The organism is Scytonema hankhaensis NUACC26 (genome assembly GCF_045865695.1).
Classification (GTDB): Bacteria; Cyanobacteriota; Cyanobacteriia; order Cyanobacteriales; family Nostocaceae; genus Scytonema.
Window position 1 is genome coordinate 32,297 of the sequence record NZ_BAACAP010000198.1, and the last position, 20,245, is coordinate 52,541.

Below are 20,245 nucleotides of genomic sequence, written 5' to 3' on the forward strand. Positions count from 1 at the left end.
CCCTTTAGTCAACAGATTCAGCGAAGTGAATGGCGTTCCCGTTTAAGTCGAGTATCACGAACTCCTTTAGTCCCCAAGACTTCAGTTCGAGCTTGCTATTAGGGTGGATAACGTCTACTCGCTGGTATTCAGCGTAAAGCTCTTCTATATTTTTCACATTGATACGACAGCTTGTATTCTTTGGGATGTAAGAATCCTCACACAACCACAGATGAACTTCAATGGCATCGCGTGTAACTCCTGCGTAGTCATCAAACTCAAATCTCTTGGTGAAGCCAAGCCGTTGTTCATAGAACATAATGCTTTTTGAAATGTCTTGTGCTGGTAGTACCGGAATGGCATTGCAAAACACCGAGCTTGTTGTCATAAAGGAATCTCACAATCTGGATAATAAGGGTAACTGTTAGCTAGCATATATCCTTAGTTTATTGGTGCAGAGTAGTATGTGGTGTTCTCTGTACCATAAATTTAAATTGAGTGACAAACTATATTTTCATGCTTGTGACTTAAAGGAAAAGATTGCCGAAAATTAAAGGAATTGCTTGCCGAACTGTGACTTAAAGGAAAAGATTGCCATTTTTTTAAGTAAAAGCTTGCCGCAGTAGAGGCTGAAAGCATTATTATTTCGATTAATTCTGAATTGTTTGTTGAATCTCATTAAAGAATAAGCTTGCCGCGAGTTCCACGCTAAATGTAGGCTTTGAGAGCATTTTTGTGCTTTGCGCTCGCATTCTCGGAAAACGGGGATTTGACCACAAAAGCAGTCAGGCTATAGGTTTGGCAAGCTTATCCTTTAATTTTCGGCAATCTTTTCCTTTAAGTCACACTTCAATTCATCACCAAAATCTGACAAGAACCAAATTATGGTTCAAATCACAGGAATTTATGCTGAGTCCGGCTGGAATTAAGCATTTTCCATCCAGAATTTCTATCGTGTCCGGCTGGAATTGAGCATTTTCCATCCAGAATTTCTGTTGAGTCCGGCTGGAATTGAGCATTTTCCATCCGGAATTTCTGTTGAGTCCGGCTGGAATTGAGTATTTTCCATCCGGAATTTCTGTCGTGTCCGGTTGGAATTCAAAGCTTTCCGCCTTACTCATAGGGAAAATCTGTGTCAAAAATTGTTCGGGCTGCTTATAAAGCTGTTTACTAGGGAAGATGGGAAAAGGGTGTTTACCATACTGTCTGGTGTACACTATGGTAGACAACAGGAGCTTGAATGGCAGACAGTTGACCTAACAATCAAAAATCTTTACCCTACAACTGCGGTGTCACTAGAGTTATCTACCGGACTGTATGCGATACAACAAGGGCAGTCAGGGCAGACTGTTCTAGGTGTATGGCGAACAAAACGCCCAAAATCAGCAGAAAGAGAAAAATTTATCAAAAATTCCTCTAGAAAAAATCTTCAAAAAAATTGCATTTTACTATGTTGTCTACAAGACAAGTAGGGATAAAAGCGCCGAACAGTTGAGCAAGCAATTAAAAATTTCTACCGTACAACTAGCAATTCCGCCCCTATTGTCTACTGGACTGTCTACCAGACAATCTTTTTCTTTTCTGCACCCCCACAATACACATGGGAGAAAGTCCGGAAACTCGGAGACTTTTATTTATATTGCAATGATACATATTATGGTTCGACAACTCGCATGATTTTTAACCTGCTTCGACTTTTAAAACGTTTTCTAAGTCAACCGATAATTGCTAAAGCCGCAATTAACAGGCAAGGCTGTGGTATATCTGTAAATGTCTTGATGTTGTAACAATTTCCGTTCCTCAATCAGTTCCAAGACGAGCTCGCAGGTTAACAACCAATGGGATAATCTTGAAGCTGGCTGATAATTGGTTGGTATTTTTTAGAACATGAATAATCTAAGCAATCAAATAGGAAAATTGTATGCTTTACTGATAGGTATAGACTGCTACTTACCCAATCAATTACCTGATGGAGGTTCATACAAGAATCTTGGCGGATGCGTGCGCGACATTAAGTACGTAGAAGACTTCCTGAAGTTAAAGCTAAAAATGCCACCAGAGCAGATTTTTAAGCTTACTGCCTCTGATATTGGGAAACCAGAACCAGCAGAACCACCAGATAAGTGGCCTACCTACGAAAACATGGTGGCGATGTTTGATCGCGTCACCGAAATTGCCGAACCTGGAGACCAAGTATATATTCACTACTCTGGTCATGGAGGTCGTGCTAAGACTAATTATCCTCAACTCAAGGGAGAAAATGGTATTGATGAAGTACTTGTTCCTACCGATCTCGGCAATTCTACAGCACGGTATCTGCGCGATATTGAAATAGCTAAACTTTTAGAAAGAATGGTAGATAAGAAGTTAGTTGTCACTGTCATATTTGATAGCTGTCATTCAGGTGGAGCGACAAAAGGTGACGATGCTGAGATTAGAGGCTTGGATACAATTGATGAAACACCTCGTTCTACTGAAAGCATGGTAGCATCGGATGAGGAATTAGCGAAAACATGGAAAACTTTAACTAAATCAGAAACTCGTGACTTTCAGTTGGGTAGTGGATGGTTGCCACAACCAGAAGGTTATGTTTTATTAGCAGCCTGTCGTTCAAATGAATCTGCCTTTGAGTACGCCTTCAACGGTAAAGAACGCAACGGTGCGCTTACTTACTGGTTGCTAGATTCCCTTGACCCACTAACTCCTGGGCTAACTTATAAAGTACTACACGATCGCTTGCTTGCCAAAATCCACAGCCAATTTCAGCGACAAACTCCTCAGCTTCAGGGAGAAGGAAGTCGTTTGGTCTTTGGTAGCGATCGCGTATCTTTACAATATGCTGTAAATATTAACCAAATAGATCCTAACAAAGGACTTTTGCTCAATGGAGGTCAGGTACAGGGATTGAGCAAAGGCGCACAGTTTGCTATTTATCCACCAGGCACAACTGATTTCACAGAGGTGAACAAGCGATTAGCTTTAGCTGAAATTACCTCTGTTGGTGCAACAGAATCTTGGGCTGAAATTAAGGAAACTTTTCGTTCTAAATCTATTGAACAAGCAGCTCAGGCATTGCTCATTAATCCTAAATCTGTTAAATTAGTTAGAAAAATCCGCTTGGTTGAGAAAGCACAAGGCATACAAGAGGATGAGTTGCCAACAGAAGTTTATCAAAAACAGAGTGCAGCCTTGCAAGCGGTTGTGGATGCTATGCCAATTGGGAATGGTTGGGTAGAGTTAGTTTCTGGCAATGAAACTGCCGATTACCAGGTAACTGTTAACAGAAATGGCGAGTACGAAATTTGCGATCCCAGTACTACGCCAATTGCCAACTTACGACCCCCTTTAAAAATAGGCGAACTTGATGCTGCTGCAAGTATAATCAAGCGTTTAGTACATTTAGCTAAATATCGGGCAACTCAGCAGCTTAACAATTATTATCATCGGTCAAATTTACCAGGAACTAAGCTAGCATTTACCTTAGAGATGATTGGAAAGCAATCAAATTACGATCCAGTAGAACCGCCTGAACCGCAACCTTTTGATGACCCAGGAAATACACCGACGCTCAAAGTTAACGAATGGGTATTTATTCGGCTTCGTAATGATTCTTCTCAACCGCTTAACGTCACTATACTGAATTTAAAGCCAGATTTTGGTATTTCTCAAGTCTATCCTTCTAGGAGTGGAAACTTTATCACATTTGACCCCGGACAAGAAGAGATACTCCCACTTCATGCGAGTCTGCCAAACGGATACGAAGACGCTCAAGATATTCTTAAGGTGTTTGCAACTGTTAGTGCAACTGATTTCCACTGGTTGGAATTGCCTCCCCTCGATCGACCAATTCTTTTCTCTACTGGGAAAAGCCCAGAAAACCCACTTGAAGAACTTTTAGCAGCTGTTGCTGCTTCTCAACCGCCAACTAAAAATTTAGAACCAGCTAGATATCCTGCTAGTGAATGGATTGCAGAACAAGTAGTCGTGAGAATAACAAATGAAAAATAGAAGAGGCTTTTCTTCATGAAAAATCTTACTCCAGTCACTACCACTATGTCTGTAATTGGCAGCGCTCATGCTTTAGTTGTTGGTATTGCTAACTACCAGAAAATCAAAGGACTTCCAGAAACCGTTTTAAAAGATGCAAAGGACATTTACGAACTTTTGATTAATCCGCAGCATTGCAGTTATCTACCCGATAATGTGCAATTGCTGTTAGATACTGAAGCAACCCAGACAGCTTTACTTCAGGCATTAGCTAAATTAGCCGAACGTAGCAACCAAAACTCTACTGTTTTCATTTACATTTCCAGTCATGGAGGGCAGTTAAAATCAGGTTCTTATGCAGGTGAGTACTTATTGCCAGTGGATACAGACTTTACATCAGAGGCGTTATTAGCTCAAACTACAATTTCTGGAACTCAATTTACGGAAGCTTTACGTGCTATCCCAGCGCAAAAATTAGTGGTAATCTTTGATTGCTGTCATTCTGGTGGTATTGGTCAACCAAAGGATACTGATGCAACTGAGATAAAAACTGGTTTACCAGAGAGCTATTATGATACTCTTAAACAAGGACGAGGTAGGGTAATTTTGGCATCCTCCCGCAGCACCGAACAGTCTTATATATTACCCGGTGCTGGTAATAGCCTTTTCACCCAACACTTGTTGGATGGACTTAAAGGGGAAGTCATTGCCCCAGGTGGTGTGATTCGGATTCTCGATCTTTTTAGCTACTTACAGCCTAAAGTTACTAAAGATTGGCCCCAGCAGCACCCAATTCTCAAGGCTGAAATTGAAGAGAACTTTCCTGTTGCCCTTTACATGGGAGGCAAGGCGGCAACGCCACTTCCCACAACATCACCTAATGATGCTTACGAGTACGATGTCTTTATCAGCTATCTTGCTAAGGACGCAGATAAAACCTGGGTTCGCAAGACGCTGTTACCCTCTTTGGAGTCTAAAGGGTTAAGAGTAGCGATTGACTCTCGTTTTCCATTGGGCGTTCCCCTAATTATCAGCATGGAACGTGCCATCCAGCAGAGCCGTTATACACTCGTGATTCTTTCTCTAAGTTACTTAGAAAGCAGCTATGGCGAGTTCGAGAACTTAGCAGCACAGCACTTGGGATTAGAAGAAAGTAAGTATCGGTTAATACCAATTGTTCGAGAAGAATGCACGCCCCGATTAGGGCTACGTATCCTCTTTTTACTGGATATGACCGATGAGGATGAATTTGATACCAATATGGAGCGACTGGTTTACCAATTGCGGCAGCTACCAGCCGGGAGAAATGGCTGATTTCAAGTCTAAAAAGGTGGTTAATTCATTCAGGGCTTATGCACTTTATAAATAGTTTGTTGTGTGCTAGATTACCAAATATTGAATCCATAAGAGATCTGCTGCCATTTTTTCCCATTTCTATCCCCTAAGTGCATAAGTTGATTTTGCTGGCACCTATAAAGAAAATAGTGAGGTTAGCTTTCCAAGCTCAACTTCTGTTCATTAAACAGACATAACTTAATTCATATAATTGGATTTTTGTCAATGCTTAAATCCTATCACTGACACTACCTTATATACTGATTAAAACAATTGGGGGATCTATGGAAAGTTTAGCTTACTTAAAATTAGGCAGTAAGGGTGACCAAGTAGTTGAGTTGAAAAACCGTCTTTTAACTTTGGACTATTTGGATTATTCCGACAAAGATGGTAACATTTTTGATACAAAAACAGAGGAAGCTGTTAAGAAATTTCAGAAGGATAATAATTTAAAAGTTGACGGTATTGTAGAAACAAAAACAAACGAAGCTTTGTTTGAAGCTATTTGGCCATCAAGCTTGAGTGGTAGAGCTTTGTTTAACCGAGGCTTGAAACAATCTCAATTTTCGGATGCCTTACGAGATTATAATGAGGCGATTAAACGGGATGAGAATCTTGCAGAAGCTTACTACCGTCGAGGTATGTTATATGCTTACGTCGATCTAGATTTTGGAGACTTTCCACAAGATTTAAACAAAGCATTAGAGAACTTTAATAAGGCAATAAAAATAAATCCTGACTATGTAGAAGCATACTTAGAACGAGGAATTATTCATAATGAAAAGAAAGACTGGAAGAGTGCAATTGATGACTGGACTCAAGCCATTCTAATTGAGCCAGACAATAAAGAAGCTTACTATCGTCGAGCAAAGGCAAAAGAACAGCTTAAAAATACGGAGGATATCATTAATGATTACATAGAAGTCATTAAAGTAAAATTGAAATTAGAACAAGATGCAGATCTAAAGAAGCAGGTTGAACAAGTCATTAATAATTTTCAGAACGATCGAGTTAGTCCAGAACTTATGCTTGCTTTATCTCGAGGCGTAGCTAGTACTGGTGTGTCAGATATTTTTTTAAGAAGAGAAGAAGAATATTCTTCCTCTGCTAACGAAGATATAGGATCGTTATATAAAAGTACAATTAAAGGTTTAGAAAAGGCAATCAATAACCTTGGGAATACGCAAGAGCAAAATCTTTTAGTTTTATTATATTATTATAAAGCTCTCAATCAATACGAGTTAGAAAAAGATCGGTTAAAAAAACGTGAAATAATTCAATTGTTGTTAGACAACTTCGATCCCAAAAATACTTCTAAGCAAAATACGTTTGCAAGTACTTATTATTATCGAGGTCTTTTATTTTTAGAAATAGGTGAACAAGAGGAAGCAAAAAAAGAGTTCGATAAAGCTATAGAACGACAACCTAATTTTACCAAAGCTTACTACTTAAGAGGAATTATTCGCTCGAAACAAGGAGATGAACAAGGAGCAATTAGCGATTTTAATAAATATTTACAAAGAGATCCCGAAATGGAAGAAGCTAAAAAAATGAGGGATTATCCGAACGATATTATATTAGAAGCACAGAAAGTTTGTTTTAGTCAGGAGATTCCTAAAGAATATTTAGAGACACTAGAGTCTTCTGTACCTTTGGATGCCCCAGCCTATCTTAAACGTGGTAAGCTACGCTTTTTACTTGGAGATTATCCAGGCGCTAAAAAGGACTTTCAGGAAGTTATTAAAGCCGAGCCCAACTTGGCTGCTGATGCTTACTATCAACAAGGTAAAGTTGCTGCTTATGAATTTTATTTTTTAACTGAGCAAACAGATGACGAACAAGTATTAAAAAAAGCAAAAGAAGCAAAAGAAAATTTTGATGAAGCAATTAAAAAAAACCCTAATTTTTCCGAAGCCTATTTTGAACGAGGTTATCTACAATATAAAATTGTTTTAAAATATTCTAAAAATAGTAGAAATACTGTTTTTAATAAACAAACAGATGTTGCCTGGATTGATGATTGCCAGAATGATTTTAAGCAAGCTATTAAAATTGATAAAAATTTTGCTCAAGCCTACTATTTAATGGTGGTTACAGAAAGATACAGATTTAGAATACAAGTTGAACAACAAGCTGAACAAACAGGACAAAATATAAATCTTATTAAAATAGAGGATGTTAAAAATTATAATTTATCCTCAACAGAAATTAAGAATTTAACTGAAGCAATTCGTAATGATATTTCTTTCTATTTAGACTTTATTGGAGTACACCGTCTAACAATGAAGAGAGCGATCTGCGTTGACTTAGTTAAGTCTAAACAAGATAATACAACAAAACCAGGAAATATTATTTCATTTAAATCTAAAAAAGAGTATAGTTACTATACTATAGCATTAGATAATTATAGAAAAAAAGAATATAAGCAAGCTATTGAAAATATTAGCCAAGCAATAAAACTTAATCCTGATATTTCTGATTATTATGTAATCAGAGGGGCAGCCTATTATTTTTATAAACATGATAATGAGTATTACAAGGCGGCTTTTAAGGATTTTCAAGTATCAATTCAATTAGAGCCAAGACTTACTTCTCTAATTAGTATAATTGCTTCAGTAAATATTCCTGATACAACTTATTCAAGCTCTATTTCTCATTTTTTAATGGGACGTATTATTGAAAATCAGGACATTAGCCAAAAAAAGCAGGGCATTAGCCAAAAAGAGTACTATATAGCATTGAAATATCTGCCTCAAGTAGACTGGATTATTGGTCCTGGAGGAGGTGGAAGTCAAACTCAAAGAATTCCTAGGCCAAGGCCCTAAGTTAAAAGCGCCCATAATAAACTTCAAAAGTTGTAAAGGTCAAACCTATAGTTATGACACAGAGCGCAAAATACGATTTGTTCATCTCCTACGCTGATGCAGATAAAGCGTGGGTAGAGGGTTACTTACTTGATAGTTTCAGACAAGCTGATATACGCTACTATTCAGAAGCTGCGTTTACTTTGGGTGTGCCTCGTTTAAAGGAATTTGAAAATGCGATTCAATGTAGCCATCGCACCTTAGTCATTATCTCTCCTGCTTACTTAGTTGATAATTTCAAGGAGTTTATTGACTTATTAGGACAAAACTATGGGTTAGAAACAGCAACTTGGCCAGTTATTCCTTTAATTTTACACCCAGTTAAATTGCCACCACGTTTGGCAATGTTAACCCATCTCGATGCAACTGAGGAGAGTCAATGGTCTGAGGTTATAGAACGCCTTTGTGCAGATTTACAACGTCCAGTCCCTCTTGTACCGTCAAAACCAGAGTGTCCCTATCCGGGAATGATACCTTTTGGCGAATCAAATAGCGATCGCTTCTTTGGGCGCGAGCAGGAAGTAGAACATCTTTTAGAACATCTGTATCGGCATCGATTTATTACGGTTATTGGCTCTAGCGGTAGTGGAAAGTCTTCCCTAATATTTGCGGGACTAATTCCTAAACTACGTCAAAGTAGACGCTTCGGTTCGGGTGAGTGGTTAGTTTGCACGATGCGCCCTGGAGAAAACCCTTTGAGTCTTCTAAAAACGACTTTAGGGAGCGAACAAGCTGACCTATCTTTAGCCATCACAGAAGCTCTAAATACTCAACCGAATGTTCAACGGTTGCTATTAGTCATAGACCAGTATGAGGAACTCTTTACAATTGCTGGAACTGAGAAAGAAGAGTTTCAACAAGCTTTGCTGAAGTGGCTGAAGATTTCTAATTGTTATTTAATTTTAACAGTCAGAGCTGATTTTTATGCTGACTTGATGCAATGTTCCCTTTGGGAAAACATCCAGTTACACCGCTTGGAAATCGTTCCTCTAGATGAAATAGGGTTGGAAAAGGCAATTTTTAAACCTGCTGATAATGTTGGTGTATTTATAGAATCAGCTTTAGTAGAGCGTTTGATAAAAGATGCTATTGGTGAACCCGGTATTTTACCCTTAATTCAAGAGACACTGGTACTGTTATGGGAAAAATTAGAGCGACGATTTTTACCTCTGAAAGCTTATGAAGCCTTAGTGCTTTCTCGTAAAGATTACACCACATTGGGAAATAATAAACGCACGGGATTGCAAGTGGCGATCGCTCGTCGTGCTGATGCTGCTTTGACAGACTTGAATCAAGAAAACAAAGAACTTGGAGCGATCGCCCGTCGCATTTTTCTGCGTTTAGTGCAGTTTGGTGAAGGACGAGCTGATACTCGTCGCCAGCAACCAGTGAATGCTTTGGGTGCAGGAAACGATGCACAATTGTTTGACAAAACATTGTCTCATTTGGTGAACTGTCGCCTACTTACCCTAAGTAGTGAAGAAGATTCTACTCCTAAAGTAGACATTGCCCATGAAGCTTTGATTAGTGGCTGGCCCACTTTACAGCAATGGCTGATTGAACGTAGAGAAGCAGAACTGACACGCAGACGACTAGAAGCCAAAGCTCAAGAGTGGGAACGTTTAGGAAAGACCAGTGGGGGTTTGCTAGATGAAGTGCAACTGGCTGAAGCTCAGGGTTGGCTCAACAGTCCTGATGCTACCGAGTTGGGTATTGACCCAAATATATCTGCATTAGTACAGACTAGCTATAAGGCGATCCAAAGAGAACTCGAACAACAAAAAAAAGTAAATCGGATTTTAATAATTTTCATTATTATGTTAAGTGGATTATTTTTGTTCGCCCTAAATCAAACTATAAATGCCAATATTAAGACAATTGAATCTCAAAGTGCATCTTCAAAAGCCAAGTTCACTTCCGGAGAACAACTAGAAGCTTTAACTGCTAGCATAGAGGCTGGAAAATTATTAAAATGGACGCCTTTTGTTCCTTTAAATATTAAACAACAAGTTTTGCAGACATTCCAACAAATAGTTTATGAGAATCGAGAAATTAATCGTTTAGAAGGTCATACTAATTGGGTGAATGGGGTGAGTTTTAATAACGATGGTACAATGCTAGCTTCAGCTAGTGATGATAGAACCGTTAAAATCTGGAGTTTAAAAGGAGAAGAAATAATAAAGATAGCCCATGATAATATAGTTTATGATGTAAGTTTTAGTTCTCAAGGTAATATTCTCGCTTCTGTTAGTGAGGATAAAAAAGTTAGATTGTGGGATTCAAAGGGAAAACTACTTCGAGAGTTTCCTACTCTAAAATCACCAGCTTTAAATGTAAACTTTAGCCCTGATGGTCAAAAAATTGCTTTTAATAGTAAAGATGGCACATTTCTTTCCAATTTAGAAGGGAAGCAACTGAAATTTCTTCCAAACGTAAATAGTTGGACTATGTCAGTAAGATTTAGTCCAGATAGCCAATTGATTCTTTGTCCTGGGAAAAATTATACGGTAGAAATTCTGACTTTAGATGGAAAGTTAATTAGTATTTTGCAAGGACATAAAGATTTAATTTATATAGCCAACTTTAGTAGCGATGGAAAAATTTTAGCAACTGCAAGTGAGGATACTACTGTTAAAATATGGAATCGTAATGGCAGTTTAATAAAAACTTTACCCCATTATCAGCCAATTACATGGGTGACTTTTTCCAGAAACGATCGGATGCTAATATCAGGAACTAAAGATGGCACTATAAACCTTTGGAATGCCAAAAATGGTGAGTTAATTCAAAAGTGGAAAGCGCATGTAGGTAATATTACAGACATAAAAGTGAGTCCCGATGGTAAAATTATTGCTTCAAGTGGTATAGATAACACCGTAAAACTCTGGAATATAGAAGGAAATTATTTAGGACGACATAACGATCGGGTTAGAAGCATAGATTTTAGTCCCGATGGTAAAAGTATTGTTTCTGCTAGTGCTGATAAAAGCATTAAAATTTGGGACTTAAATGGGAAGTTACTTCAAAATTTTACAAGACATATTGATAAAGTTTGGGCTGTAAATTTTAGTCCTAATGGTAAAAGTATTGTTTCTGCTAGTGCTGATAAAAGCATTAAAATTTGGGACTTAAATGGAAAATTACTCCAAACGTTACAGGAGCATAAAGATGAAGTTAAAACTGTAAAATTTAGTCCTGATGGTAAAACTTTAGCGACTGCTAGCGCTGACAAAACCGTAAAGATTTGGAGCGTAGATGGACAATTATTGAAAACTTTCAATGCTCATAATGATATTATTAATCGACTAAGCTTCAGCCCTGATGGTAAAACGATAGCTACGGCTAGTAATGATACTACAGTCAAACTCTGGACTCTAGATGGAAATTTGCTGACAACCCTTGGAGGGCACAAAGATTTCGTACATGATGTGAGTTTTAGTCCTGATGGCAAAATAATTGCTTCTACCAGCGAAGATAACACCATTAAACTATGGAACCGAGATGGAAAGTTACTGCGAACCTTGACAGGTCATAAAGGCGTGGTCTGGACTGTAAGTTTTAGCCCTGATGGCAAAATGATTGCTTCTAGTAGCAATGATATGACGATAAAGCTGTGGAACTTAGAGGGCGAGCAACTGGCAACATTTCAAAGTAATAGTTACATTTTCAGTCTTAGCTTCAGTCCTGACTCCAAAAAAATAGTTTCTGGCGATTTTGACGGTGTAGTAGCTTTGTGGAACCTGGATTTAGATAATTTACTAAAACGCGGTTGCAGTCAGTTACGCCCATATTTAAGTAGTCAATCTAAGAAAAACGATTATGACAAACTTTGTAAAGAATAACTTTTTGAGCTACTATTCTCTAAAACAGGGGTGAAAGGTATAAATTTTCTGCTGCTTCTAGGTGAGCCAGCGACAATAACGTTTTTTGTTTTTCTTGCCGAATTATTTCTAAATTTTTGATAAGATAATTGCCACTTAAATAATAATTACCAATACGTACTGTTTCCTCGTCTGTAACCTCTCTTTCAGCAAAAGCATGACCTTCAAGTTCTTCTACTTTTTCAATCGAGCGCGATCGCTTGTACGTCGATCGTATCTTAGCTCCAATACAATCTATATGCTTCTAAAAATCGGGAGTTTATCCCAGTTTGATTTTATGCCACAACTCATTTAGTATTCGCAAAATTGTTTCTAGTCTTTTCTGATTTCTACCCATTTCAGTAATTAAACCGTCAAAGCCTCAAACTGTGCCTGCTTTTGACAACTCATTGAATGAAAGGCAAAAGCTCAAACTCTTGACGAATCTCCAGCAGTGAACGGTCAAGTAAAGGTTCAAACTCAAGAAATGGAACAAAACGCTGACGTTGACGACTTTTTAGCCAGATTGAAATCAATTCTGGCAATAGCTGTGGCAACACAAATAAGATTGAAGTGTATAGCCATATTACCCCATGCTCTTTCACCAAGTCATCGTACATGACTTTGATTGCAGGGCTAATGGTTGGATCTCTAAGCGTGCGTAAGTGATCCCGCAACTTGTAATTGCTTGTCCACCACGTTAATGGCAAAATTTTCAGTTCGTCATACATACTCGTGTCACAGCCGTAGATAATATGCGAAACATCATGTGCTAGTAAAATCTTTGCAAAATCAGGAGGTAACTCTTTGGGATCGGTGATGTTCGGATTCAAAGCATAGTATTCCTCTAATCCTTGTCGGAGTGTCTGAGTACTATTGCTGTCTGTATAAAGAGGACGAGAATGCTGGCTCATAACTCGTTTTATTTCAATACGATACTGTTTCGTAATTATTATATCACCTATGACTGATGACACTAAAAAATCACCCGGAAGACCCCGTAGTACGCAATCTCATCAAGCTATGTTACAAGCGACTCTAGAGTTGCTTGCAGAAGTTGGTTTTGATGCTATGAGTATTGATGCGATCGCAAACCGTGCTGGAGTGGGAAAAACAAGTATCTACCGACGCTATAGTGGCAAAGAGGAGCTTGTTGCTGATGCAATTGAAAGTATTAGGCAAGATGTTGTTATCCCTGACACAGGTAATCTTTGGAGTGATATTGAGGCGTTAATTGAGAATGCTGCACAAATCACTCTCAGCCCCTTGGGACGAAAGACTGTTGCTATGATTATCAGCAGTGCAACAACTAACTCTAGGTTTGCTCAGATTTACTGGACAAAATACCTGCAACCTCGCCGTCTTGCATTTGCTGTTGTGCTGGAACGAGCAAAAGCAAGAAATGAAATTCACTCTAACTTAGATTCTGGGTTGGTGTTTGACATGATGAGTGGGATCATGCTCTATGCATTAATCTTTCCACCTACGCCCGAATCGTGGTCAGCATACGTTAGCCGTGCTCTACGTCTTTTCCTGAGAGAGACTTCATAGCAGATTGACGCAATCGTCCTACAATAAAAATCAAACTATGGGGATGCGGGGAGTGGGTATTGGGTTCCCAAACGAAAAATTATGGTGGCAATTGAGACAAGTCAGAGATGTGAGCGTTCGCGAAGCGCAAGCTGAAAGAGCGCTTATCGCCCAGCCGCGCAAGCCGTTCATAGTGCTTATCGCGAAGCGCAAGCTGAAAGAGCGCTTATCGCATCAGAGATGCACCCAAAAAGCTCTTGACTTCAACAATTTTACTATATTTGATTTATACTCTCTTATGAATCAAATTGTCGTGTAATTTATATGAAAAATAAAAGTAGCACTTTGACTGCTTAGATAGGTAGATATGATATAAATGTCAAAACCTTTATCTCAAAACCCACGTAGGTAGGTTTTGCCTATGTAGCCGCGATTTCTAATCGCCAAGGCTAATCTAAATCAACACCTAAAAAGCGGTCTAAAAAGCGCGAGCGCCACATCAACCGTACAATAAAACTCCACTCTATAGCAACTAAACCTAACCACAAGCAATTAACAGGTGAAATTGGAGCTAATTCAAAAAATTCCCGAATAGGAGGAATATATAAAATCAATAAATAGGTAATAATTAGAATCCCAGCTACACCAGAATAACGCCACTCACCATTGAGAGGTTCAGCCGCAACCCATGCTGTTGTGGGCGGTTTCAAAAAAGGAATTAAGAGCAGTTCGCAAAATACCAAAATGGTTACGAGTGCTGTACGAGGAATTTCATAATCGACTCTAGCAATTCCAGCAGCTGGTGGTAAATCGAGGATGGCACTAACTAAGTAGAAAAGATAAACAATCAAAGCTACCAAAGTGATAGACAAACTGGCGGGAATAATAAACTGAAGAATTAAACGTATCATACTTCGTTTTGATTGTTCTCCCGGTTGCGCCCAAATAGGAATAAACATGGTGGGAATGCCAACACCAACGAGAGTGACAATTGCACTGTGTTTGTTCATCAATGGAAAGCTATCGGAGACAATTGCTGTGGCAAAAATGAGTAACGTCACACAACAAACTCTCACCATAAAGAGTTTCATGACATCACGGATACCATTGCGAATTCTTTGCCCTTCTAAAAAAGCGGGAGGTAATGCTTCAAAGGAATCTTTTAGTAAAACTATATCAGCAATACCTCTCGTTGCTTGAGAACCACTTTCCATGGCAATTCCCAAATTTGCTATCTTTAGGGAAAGAACATCGTTGACTCCATCTCCTGTCATAGCAACGTAATGTCCTGCATTTCTCAGACTTTTCACAATTTTGGCTTTCTGTTGGGGAGAAATTCTCCCAAACACATTGTAAGTGGAAGCTGCTTGAGCAAATTGGAGATCGTTCATTTGCTCTAATTCCATGCCAGAAATTAGCTTGACTTCTTCGCTAAAACCTGCTTGTAAAGCAATAGCTGCTACGGTTTGAGGATTATCTCCAGAAATGATTTTGACTGCAATTCCTGCATTGGCAAAACCTTGTAGGGTTTCACTCGCTCCTTTTCGCAAGCGATCGCTAAAACTTAATACCCCTATTGCGTTAAGATTTGGTGGTAACACAGGAGTGTTATTTGCTTCTAGAGAAACAGATACTGGGCTATGAGCAAACAACAGAACTCGGAAACCTTGGTTAATTTGCTGCTGAATATAACTATTTGCTGTTGCGTCTAAGGGTACAGCAAGTGATAACATCTCAGGAGCCCCCAGTACATATGTACCGTTTCTTTCAGGGTCATCAAAGACGACCGAACTCCACTTGCGATCGCTAGAAAAAGGAACTTCAGTTTTGATAGGCTTGGTATAACCAGAGCAACCATTGAGAATAGCAACTGTTGTTCGATTGCCTGACTTAGTACTCGCAGCATAGTCACCTAATATAGAGCGAAGATCGCCTACAGAAACTTGTATGGGGTAAAGATCGTGTAATTCAATTTGATTAGTTGTGAGCGTTCCGGTTTTATCGAGACACAACACATCAACATTACTTAAAGACTCTACAGCATTAGTTTGTTGGATTAAGATATTTTTTCCCAGCATCTGAACTGCACCCATGACATAGGAAAGCGTAATTGCAATTAAAAGACCCGCCGGAATTAAACCAGCTATAACAGCGGCTCTTTGAACAATTTCATTCAATGGTTGAGAGCGAAGAATAAAACTTATTGCAATCAAAATCCACAAAAAACAAGCCAAAAGTAAAAGAACCCGAATAATTAAGTTAATTTCTTGCTGAAGAGGCGTGTAAACTTGACGAAACTCTCTTGCACCAGCCATAAGTTGGTAAGCAACTGTTTCAGTACCAACTTTTTGGGCTTCATAGCAAGCACGCCCGCTAACGCAAAAGCTACCAGAGTATACTTCTTGTCCGTCTACTTTTGGAATTAAATCTGATTCACCTGTCAGCAGTGATTCATCGACTTCAATCCGTCCTTCACCAACAATCTTACCATCTACCAGGATTTGTTCGCCGGAATACAGTAGGAGAATATCTCCCAAAACAATTTCCTTTGGATCGATAGTATATTCTTTGCCGTCTCGAATCACAGTTGCTACAGGACGAGTGAGCAGAGCAATTTTATCGAGTTTTTGCTTTGCCCAAATTTCTTGACAGATACCAATAACAACACCGCTAAAAATAATAACAGCTACAAAGATAGCATCAGAAGGACGCTGTAAAAACAGAAAAACACCGCTAATGGCAAAAAAAACAGCATTAACAAAGGTAAAAAGGTTCTCGCGGAAAATTTGAAAGTAAGAACGGCTAGTTGGCAGTTTGACATTATTGCTCTTTCCTGCCAACTTTCTTTCTCTGACTTCTTGTTCGCTCAATCCTTGGAGCTTTGATATCTGCATAAATAATAGTAATTTTGGATGCGTGGATTTTAGATTTTGGATTAGGGGCTTTTGGATTGAAAAGCTTTGTATTTAAGCTATTTCAACTTTGGCATACAAGACTTACTCTTCCAATTTGGTATAATTTGCGATTACGAGCGTTTCTACGTATGGCATTCAGTAAGGCAAACAGCAAGTAGGGTGGGCAATGCCCACCACATAAAACTTTTGGTGGGCATTGCCCACCCTACAGTACTGAAATTTTTTCATAAAACTATATCTTTGAAGTTTGTTTCAATGTTGAAAGTTTATTCACGCCAAATCTTGAGGTTTTTGCTAAAATTGTCAAGGTACTACATAATGTAGTTTCTCCTTACAAAGACAAAATTATATCCAAAGATAGATTTATTATTTTGCCATCTTTCAACTTGTCCAAGACAGGTTAAAAATCAGCGACGCCTGGGAATCAGCAAATTGCAGGTAACCAACGCGAATCGCCAGTATTAACAATCAGTGACTGAGACCCCATGATTTTTTCCATTTCTGGCTCCTTTATCAAACGACCTGTCTTTGCGACAGTGTGCTCTATCATCATTACACTACTAGGGATAGCCTGTATCCCCACACTGCCAGTTGCTCAGTATCCGGAAATTGCTCCCCCTGTCGTTAGCGTAACTTCAAACTATGTTGGGGCAAATGCGGAAGTCGTTGAGTCTACAGTAACCAATATTCTGGAGCAACAACTCAATGGTATTGAGGGTGTGCGATATATCAAATCCACGAGTGCCAATGATGGAACTAGTAGCATTGACTTGACGTTTGAACTGGGGAAAGACCAAGACATTGCAGCAGTAGACGTACAGAATCGAGTGTCAACCGTTCTATCGCGGTTACCGGGACCTGTGACTCAAACAGGCGTGCAAGTCCTGAAAGCTAACAACAACTTTTTATTGGCGATTGGGATTTACTCAGACCGCGATGAAAAAACGGGAAAAGATACTTACGACGACACCTATCTCAGCAACTACACTGACCTTTATATTGCGGACGCTATCAAACGGGTTAAGGGAGTTGGTGATGTTGAGATATTTGGCGAGCGGAAATATGCTATGCGCCTTTGGTTAGACCCCAATCGTCTCGCTAGCCGCAATTTGACTCCCCAAAATGTCATTACAGCACTTCAGCAACAGAACTTGCAAGTTGGTGCGGGACAGATCGGACAGCCTCCAACTCAATCAACACAGCAGTATCAATATGCTGTCAATGCTCAAGGACGACTCAAGGACGCTGAGGAATTCGACGAGCTAGTTATTAAAACTGCGGACGATGGGACTTTGATTAAGCTCAAAGATGTAGGTCGGGCTGAGTTGGGAGCGGAAAACTACAGTTCTTTGCTGAGGTTTACTTCTAGCGATCGCGTAACGCACCAAGGTATAGGATTAGGGATTAACCAACAAACTGGTAGCAATGCCCTTGATACGGCTGTAGCAGTCAAAGAGGAAATGAAGCGATTGGCTGAAAATTTCCCTCCCGGCATCCACTACGAAGTTGCTTTTGATACAACTACGTTTATTGAAGCGGGAACTGAAGAAGTCATTGTTTCTTTGTTCCAAGCAATTGGTTTAGTAGTCCTCATTGTTTACCTCTTTTTACAGAATTGGCGTGCTGCACTAGTAATTTCACTGGCAATGCCTGTCTCTCTTGTCGGGACGTTTATCTTCGTTAAACTCCTAGGTTTTTCTATCAATACCCTGACTCTATTTGGTTTAACCTTAGCGACAGGTCTGGTGGTGGACGATGCAGTCGTGATTGTGGAGGATATCACGCGCCGCATTCAAGACCAGGAACTCAAACCTGTAGAGGCGGCGCTTCAGTCGATGAACGAGCTGTTTAGTGCTGTGATTGCTACCTCTGTTGTGTTAATTGCAGTGTTTGTGCCAGTTGCATTTTTCCCCGGTACAACAGGACAGCTGTACAAGCAGTTTGCACTCACGATCGCGTTTTCTATTACCATATCCACCTTTAACGCTGTTACCTTTACCCCCACACTGTCCGCTATTTTGCTTAAAAGGAGTCAAGCACCGAATAACTGGTTTTTTAACAGTATTAACTGGGCGATCGATAAAACTCGACAGATTTACAGTCGCAGTCTAATCTTTTTAACCAGGTTGAAGTTTGTCATCCTAGCACTGTTCTCAGGTGCATTAGTGCTGACCTATTGGATCTACAACTTGGTACCAACAGGTTTTATTCCAGATGAAGATCAAGGTGTCTTTATCACCGTCGTTCAAGCGCCAGAGGGTGTGTCTCTCAACTACACTCATCATGTGTTGGAACAAGCCGAGGCAATTCTCAAACAAGTGCCAGAAGTTCAGCAAATTTTCGCAATTGGCGGCTTTGGTTATGGTGGTTCGACGCCCAATAACGGTTTGATATTTATAACCCTAAAACCTTGGGAAGAGCGTAGAGAAGCAAACCAATCGCTACAAGCCATTATTGGGGGATTTTTCCCAAAACCTTCTGGGTTATTTCCTAAAATGATGGGAATTCAAGAAGCAAATGTGATTCCGTTTAATTTGCCAGCTATTAATGGTGTTGGTAACTTTGGTGGTTTTGAGTTTCACTTACAAGATAGGAATAATTTAGGATTTGATGCGATGGGTACAGCCCTAAATAGCTTGATTGGTCGAGCTAGTACTTATCCGTCTCCAAAAAAACCCCAAATAAATGGGTTGCGTCCCAACTTTAACGCCAATACCCCCCAAATTTCTGTGGAAGTCGATCGCACCAAAGCCAATGCACTTCAAGTTCCTGTTGAAGATATTTTCAACACCTTGCAAGTTTTTCTTGGTTCAACTTACGTGAATGACTTTAACCAGTTCAATCGGGCGTATCGCGTTTACGTTCAAGCAGACCAAGCATTTCGCTCAAACCCAAAGGATATTCAAAAGCTGTACGTGCGTTCGCAAACAGGTCAAATGATTTCGCTAAGCAATTTAGTGACGATTAAAGAAGTCATTGCTCCCTCGGCTATTAGTCATTACAACCTGTTTCGCTCTGTGGAAATTAATGGTTCCCCAGCACCTGGTGTAAGTTCGGGACAAGCCCTCAAAGCCATGGAGGAATCTGCCAAAGAAACCCTGCCTAAAGGATTGGGCTATGACTGGTCTGGGCTTTCTCTAGAAGAAATTGAATCGGGTGGACAAGCTCTCTTTATCTTTGGTTTGGGTGTCATCTTTGTCTTTCTCATACTATCAGCACAATACGAAAGTTTTGTCGATCCATTTATTATTTTGCTGACTGTACCGTTGGCTATTTTAGGTGCGTTAATTGCTCTTGTTCTCAAAGGATCTGTTAACGATATTTATACCCAGGTTGGATTTGTCATGCTGATTGGTATGGCAAGTAAAAATTCAATTTTGATTGTAGAATTTGCCAATCAACTTCGCGACCAGGGTTTGAGTATTACAAAGGCAGCGATCGAGGCTGCGAAGGAGCGTTTGCGACCCATTTTGATGACAGCTTTCTCAACAGTGGCTGGTGGTATTCCACTTATGGTGGCAACAGGTCCTGGGGCGGTAGCGCGTCAATCCTTGGGAACAGCAACTTTTGGTGGGATGTGTATTGCAACGGTGCTGAGTCTGTTTGTTATCCCAATCTTGTATATCATTATCAAGAATGCAGAAGTTGCTTTTGGAAAACGCGATCGCTTGAGCAGTGACCAGTGACCAGTGACCAGTTATTGGTTACCAAAACGATCGCTATGTCGATTTAGCGATCGTTGCCAATACCTTTATTTCAACTGAAGCACGGGAAG

General features: G+C 39.6%; 11 protein-coding genes. 7 read left to right on the forward strand and 4 right to left on the reverse strand.

The window, feature by feature from the left end; genetic code table 11:
- Positions 1–4: 4 nt before the first annotated feature.
- Both ACKTT2_RS22285 and ACKTT2_RS22290 read right to left on the reverse strand, forming a co-directional pair.
- Positions 5–367, reverse strand: a complete 363-nt coding sequence (locus tag ACKTT2_RS22285) for a bleomycin resistance protein (RefSeq protein WP_407890625.1) — start codon at positions 365–367, stop codon at positions 5–7.
- A gap of 469 nt (positions 368–836) precedes the next feature.
- Positions 837–1,100 (reverse strand): hypothetical protein, encoded by a 264-nt coding sequence (locus ACKTT2_RS22290; RefSeq protein ID WP_407890626.1) that lies wholly within the window; start codon positions 1,098–1,100, stop codon positions 837–839.
- A 766-nt stretch (positions 1,101–1,866) separates the two neighbouring features.
- Between ACKTT2_RS22290 and ACKTT2_RS22295 the strand changes: the two genes are divergently transcribed.
- From ACKTT2_RS22295 to ACKTT2_RS22310, 4 genes are all read left to right on the forward strand, one after another.
- Positions 1,867–3,987, forward strand: a complete 2,121-nt coding sequence (locus ACKTT2_RS22295; RefSeq protein ID WP_407890627.1) for a caspase family protein — start codon at positions 1,867–1,869, stop codon at positions 3,985–3,987.
- 15 nt (positions 3,988–4,002) lie between these two features.
- Entirely contained in the window at positions 4,003–5,280 is a 1,278-nt protein-coding gene (locus ACKTT2_RS22300) for a caspase family protein (RefSeq protein WP_407890628.1), read from the forward strand.
- Positions 5,281–5,585: 305 nt separating this feature from the next.
- Positions 5,586–8,126 (forward strand): tetratricopeptide repeat protein, encoded by a 2,541-nt coding sequence (locus ACKTT2_RS22305; RefSeq protein ID WP_407890629.1) that lies wholly within the window; start codon positions 5,586–5,588, stop codon positions 8,124–8,126.
- Positions 8,127–8,179: 53 nt separating this feature from the next.
- Positions 8,180–12,007 carry a toll/interleukin-1 receptor domain-containing protein gene (locus ACKTT2_RS22310; RefSeq protein WP_407890630.1) on the forward strand — a complete coding sequence of 1,276 codons (3,828 nt, stop codon included), beginning with the start codon at positions 8,180–8,182 and terminating at the stop codon, positions 12,005–12,007.
- A 425-nt stretch (positions 12,008–12,432) separates the two neighbouring features.
- On the opposite strand, the gene ACKTT2_RS22315 is transcribed toward ACKTT2_RS22310, so the two are convergent.
- Positions 12,433–12,939, reverse strand: a complete 507-nt coding sequence (locus ACKTT2_RS22315; protein WP_407890631.1) for a hypothetical protein — start codon at positions 12,937–12,939, stop codon at positions 12,433–12,435.
- Positions 12,940–12,988: 49 nt separating this feature from the next.
- Between ACKTT2_RS22315 and ACKTT2_RS22320 the strand changes: the two genes are divergently transcribed.
- Positions 12,989–13,576 (forward strand): TetR/AcrR family transcriptional regulator, encoded by a 588-nt coding sequence (locus tag ACKTT2_RS22320; RefSeq protein WP_407890632.1) that lies wholly within the window; start codon positions 12,989–12,991, stop codon positions 13,574–13,576.
- A 109-nt stretch (positions 13,577–13,685) separates the two neighbouring features.
- Complete coding sequence (locus ACKTT2_RS22325) at positions 13,686–13,874, forward strand: hypothetical protein (protein ID WP_407890633.1); 189 nt, start codon at positions 13,686–13,688, stop codon at positions 13,872–13,874.
- A gap of 130 nt (positions 13,875–14,004) precedes the next feature.
- Here the strand turns inward: ACKTT2_RS22325 and ACKTT2_RS22330 are convergent, their stop codons facing one another.
- Positions 14,005–16,449 carry an HAD-IC family P-type ATPase gene (locus ACKTT2_RS22330; RefSeq protein ID WP_407890634.1) on the reverse strand — a complete coding sequence of 815 codons (2,445 nt, stop codon included), beginning with the start codon at positions 16,447–16,449 and terminating at the stop codon, positions 14,005–14,007.
- A gap of 506 nt (positions 16,450–16,955) precedes the next feature.
- Between ACKTT2_RS22330 and ACKTT2_RS22335 the strand changes: the two genes are divergently transcribed.
- Entirely contained in the window at positions 16,956–20,156 is a 3,201-nt protein-coding gene (locus tag ACKTT2_RS22335) for an efflux RND transporter permease subunit (RefSeq protein WP_407890635.1), read from the forward strand.
- Positions 20,157–20,245: the final 89 nt, after the last annotated feature.

What these genes read in the sequence shown, in the direction of transcription:
- ACKTT2_RS22285 (WP_407890625.1), bottom strand. Translation starts at nt 367, where the DNA reads ATGACAACAAGCTCGGTGTTTTGCAATGCCATTCCGGTACTACCAGCA.
- ACKTT2_RS22290 (WP_407890626.1), bottom strand. Translation starts at nt 1,100, where the DNA reads ATGAGTAAGGCGGAAAGCTTTGAATTCCAACCGGACACGACAGAAATT.
- ACKTT2_RS22295 (WP_407890627.1), top strand. Translation starts at nt 1,867, where the DNA reads ATGAATAATCTAAGCAATCAAATAGGAAAATTGTATGCTTTACTGATA.
- ACKTT2_RS22300 (WP_407890628.1), top strand. Translation starts at nt 4,003, where the DNA reads ATGAAAAATCTTACTCCAGTCACTACCACTATGTCTGTAATTGGCAGC.
- ACKTT2_RS22305 (WP_407890629.1), top strand. Translation starts at nt 5,586, where the DNA reads ATGGAAAGTTTAGCTTACTTAAAATTAGGCAGTAAGGGTGACCAAGTA.
- ACKTT2_RS22310 (WP_407890630.1), top strand. Translation starts at nt 8,180, where the DNA reads ATGACACAGAGCGCAAAATACGATTTGTTCATCTCCTACGCTGATGCA.
- ACKTT2_RS22315 (WP_407890631.1), bottom strand. Translation starts at nt 12,939, where the DNA reads ATGAGCCAGCATTCTCGTCCTCTTTATACAGACAGCAATAGTACTCAG.
- ACKTT2_RS22320 (WP_407890632.1), top strand. Translation starts at nt 12,989, where the DNA reads ATGACTGATGACACTAAAAAATCACCCGGAAGACCCCGTAGTACGCAA.
- ACKTT2_RS22330 (WP_407890634.1), bottom strand. Translation starts at nt 16,449, where the DNA reads ATGCAGATATCAAAGCTCCAAGGATTGAGCGAACAAGAAGTCAGAGAA.
- ACKTT2_RS22335 (WP_407890635.1), top strand. Translation starts at nt 16,956, where the DNA reads ATGATTTTTTCCATTTCTGGCTCCTTTATCAAACGACCTGTCTTTGCG.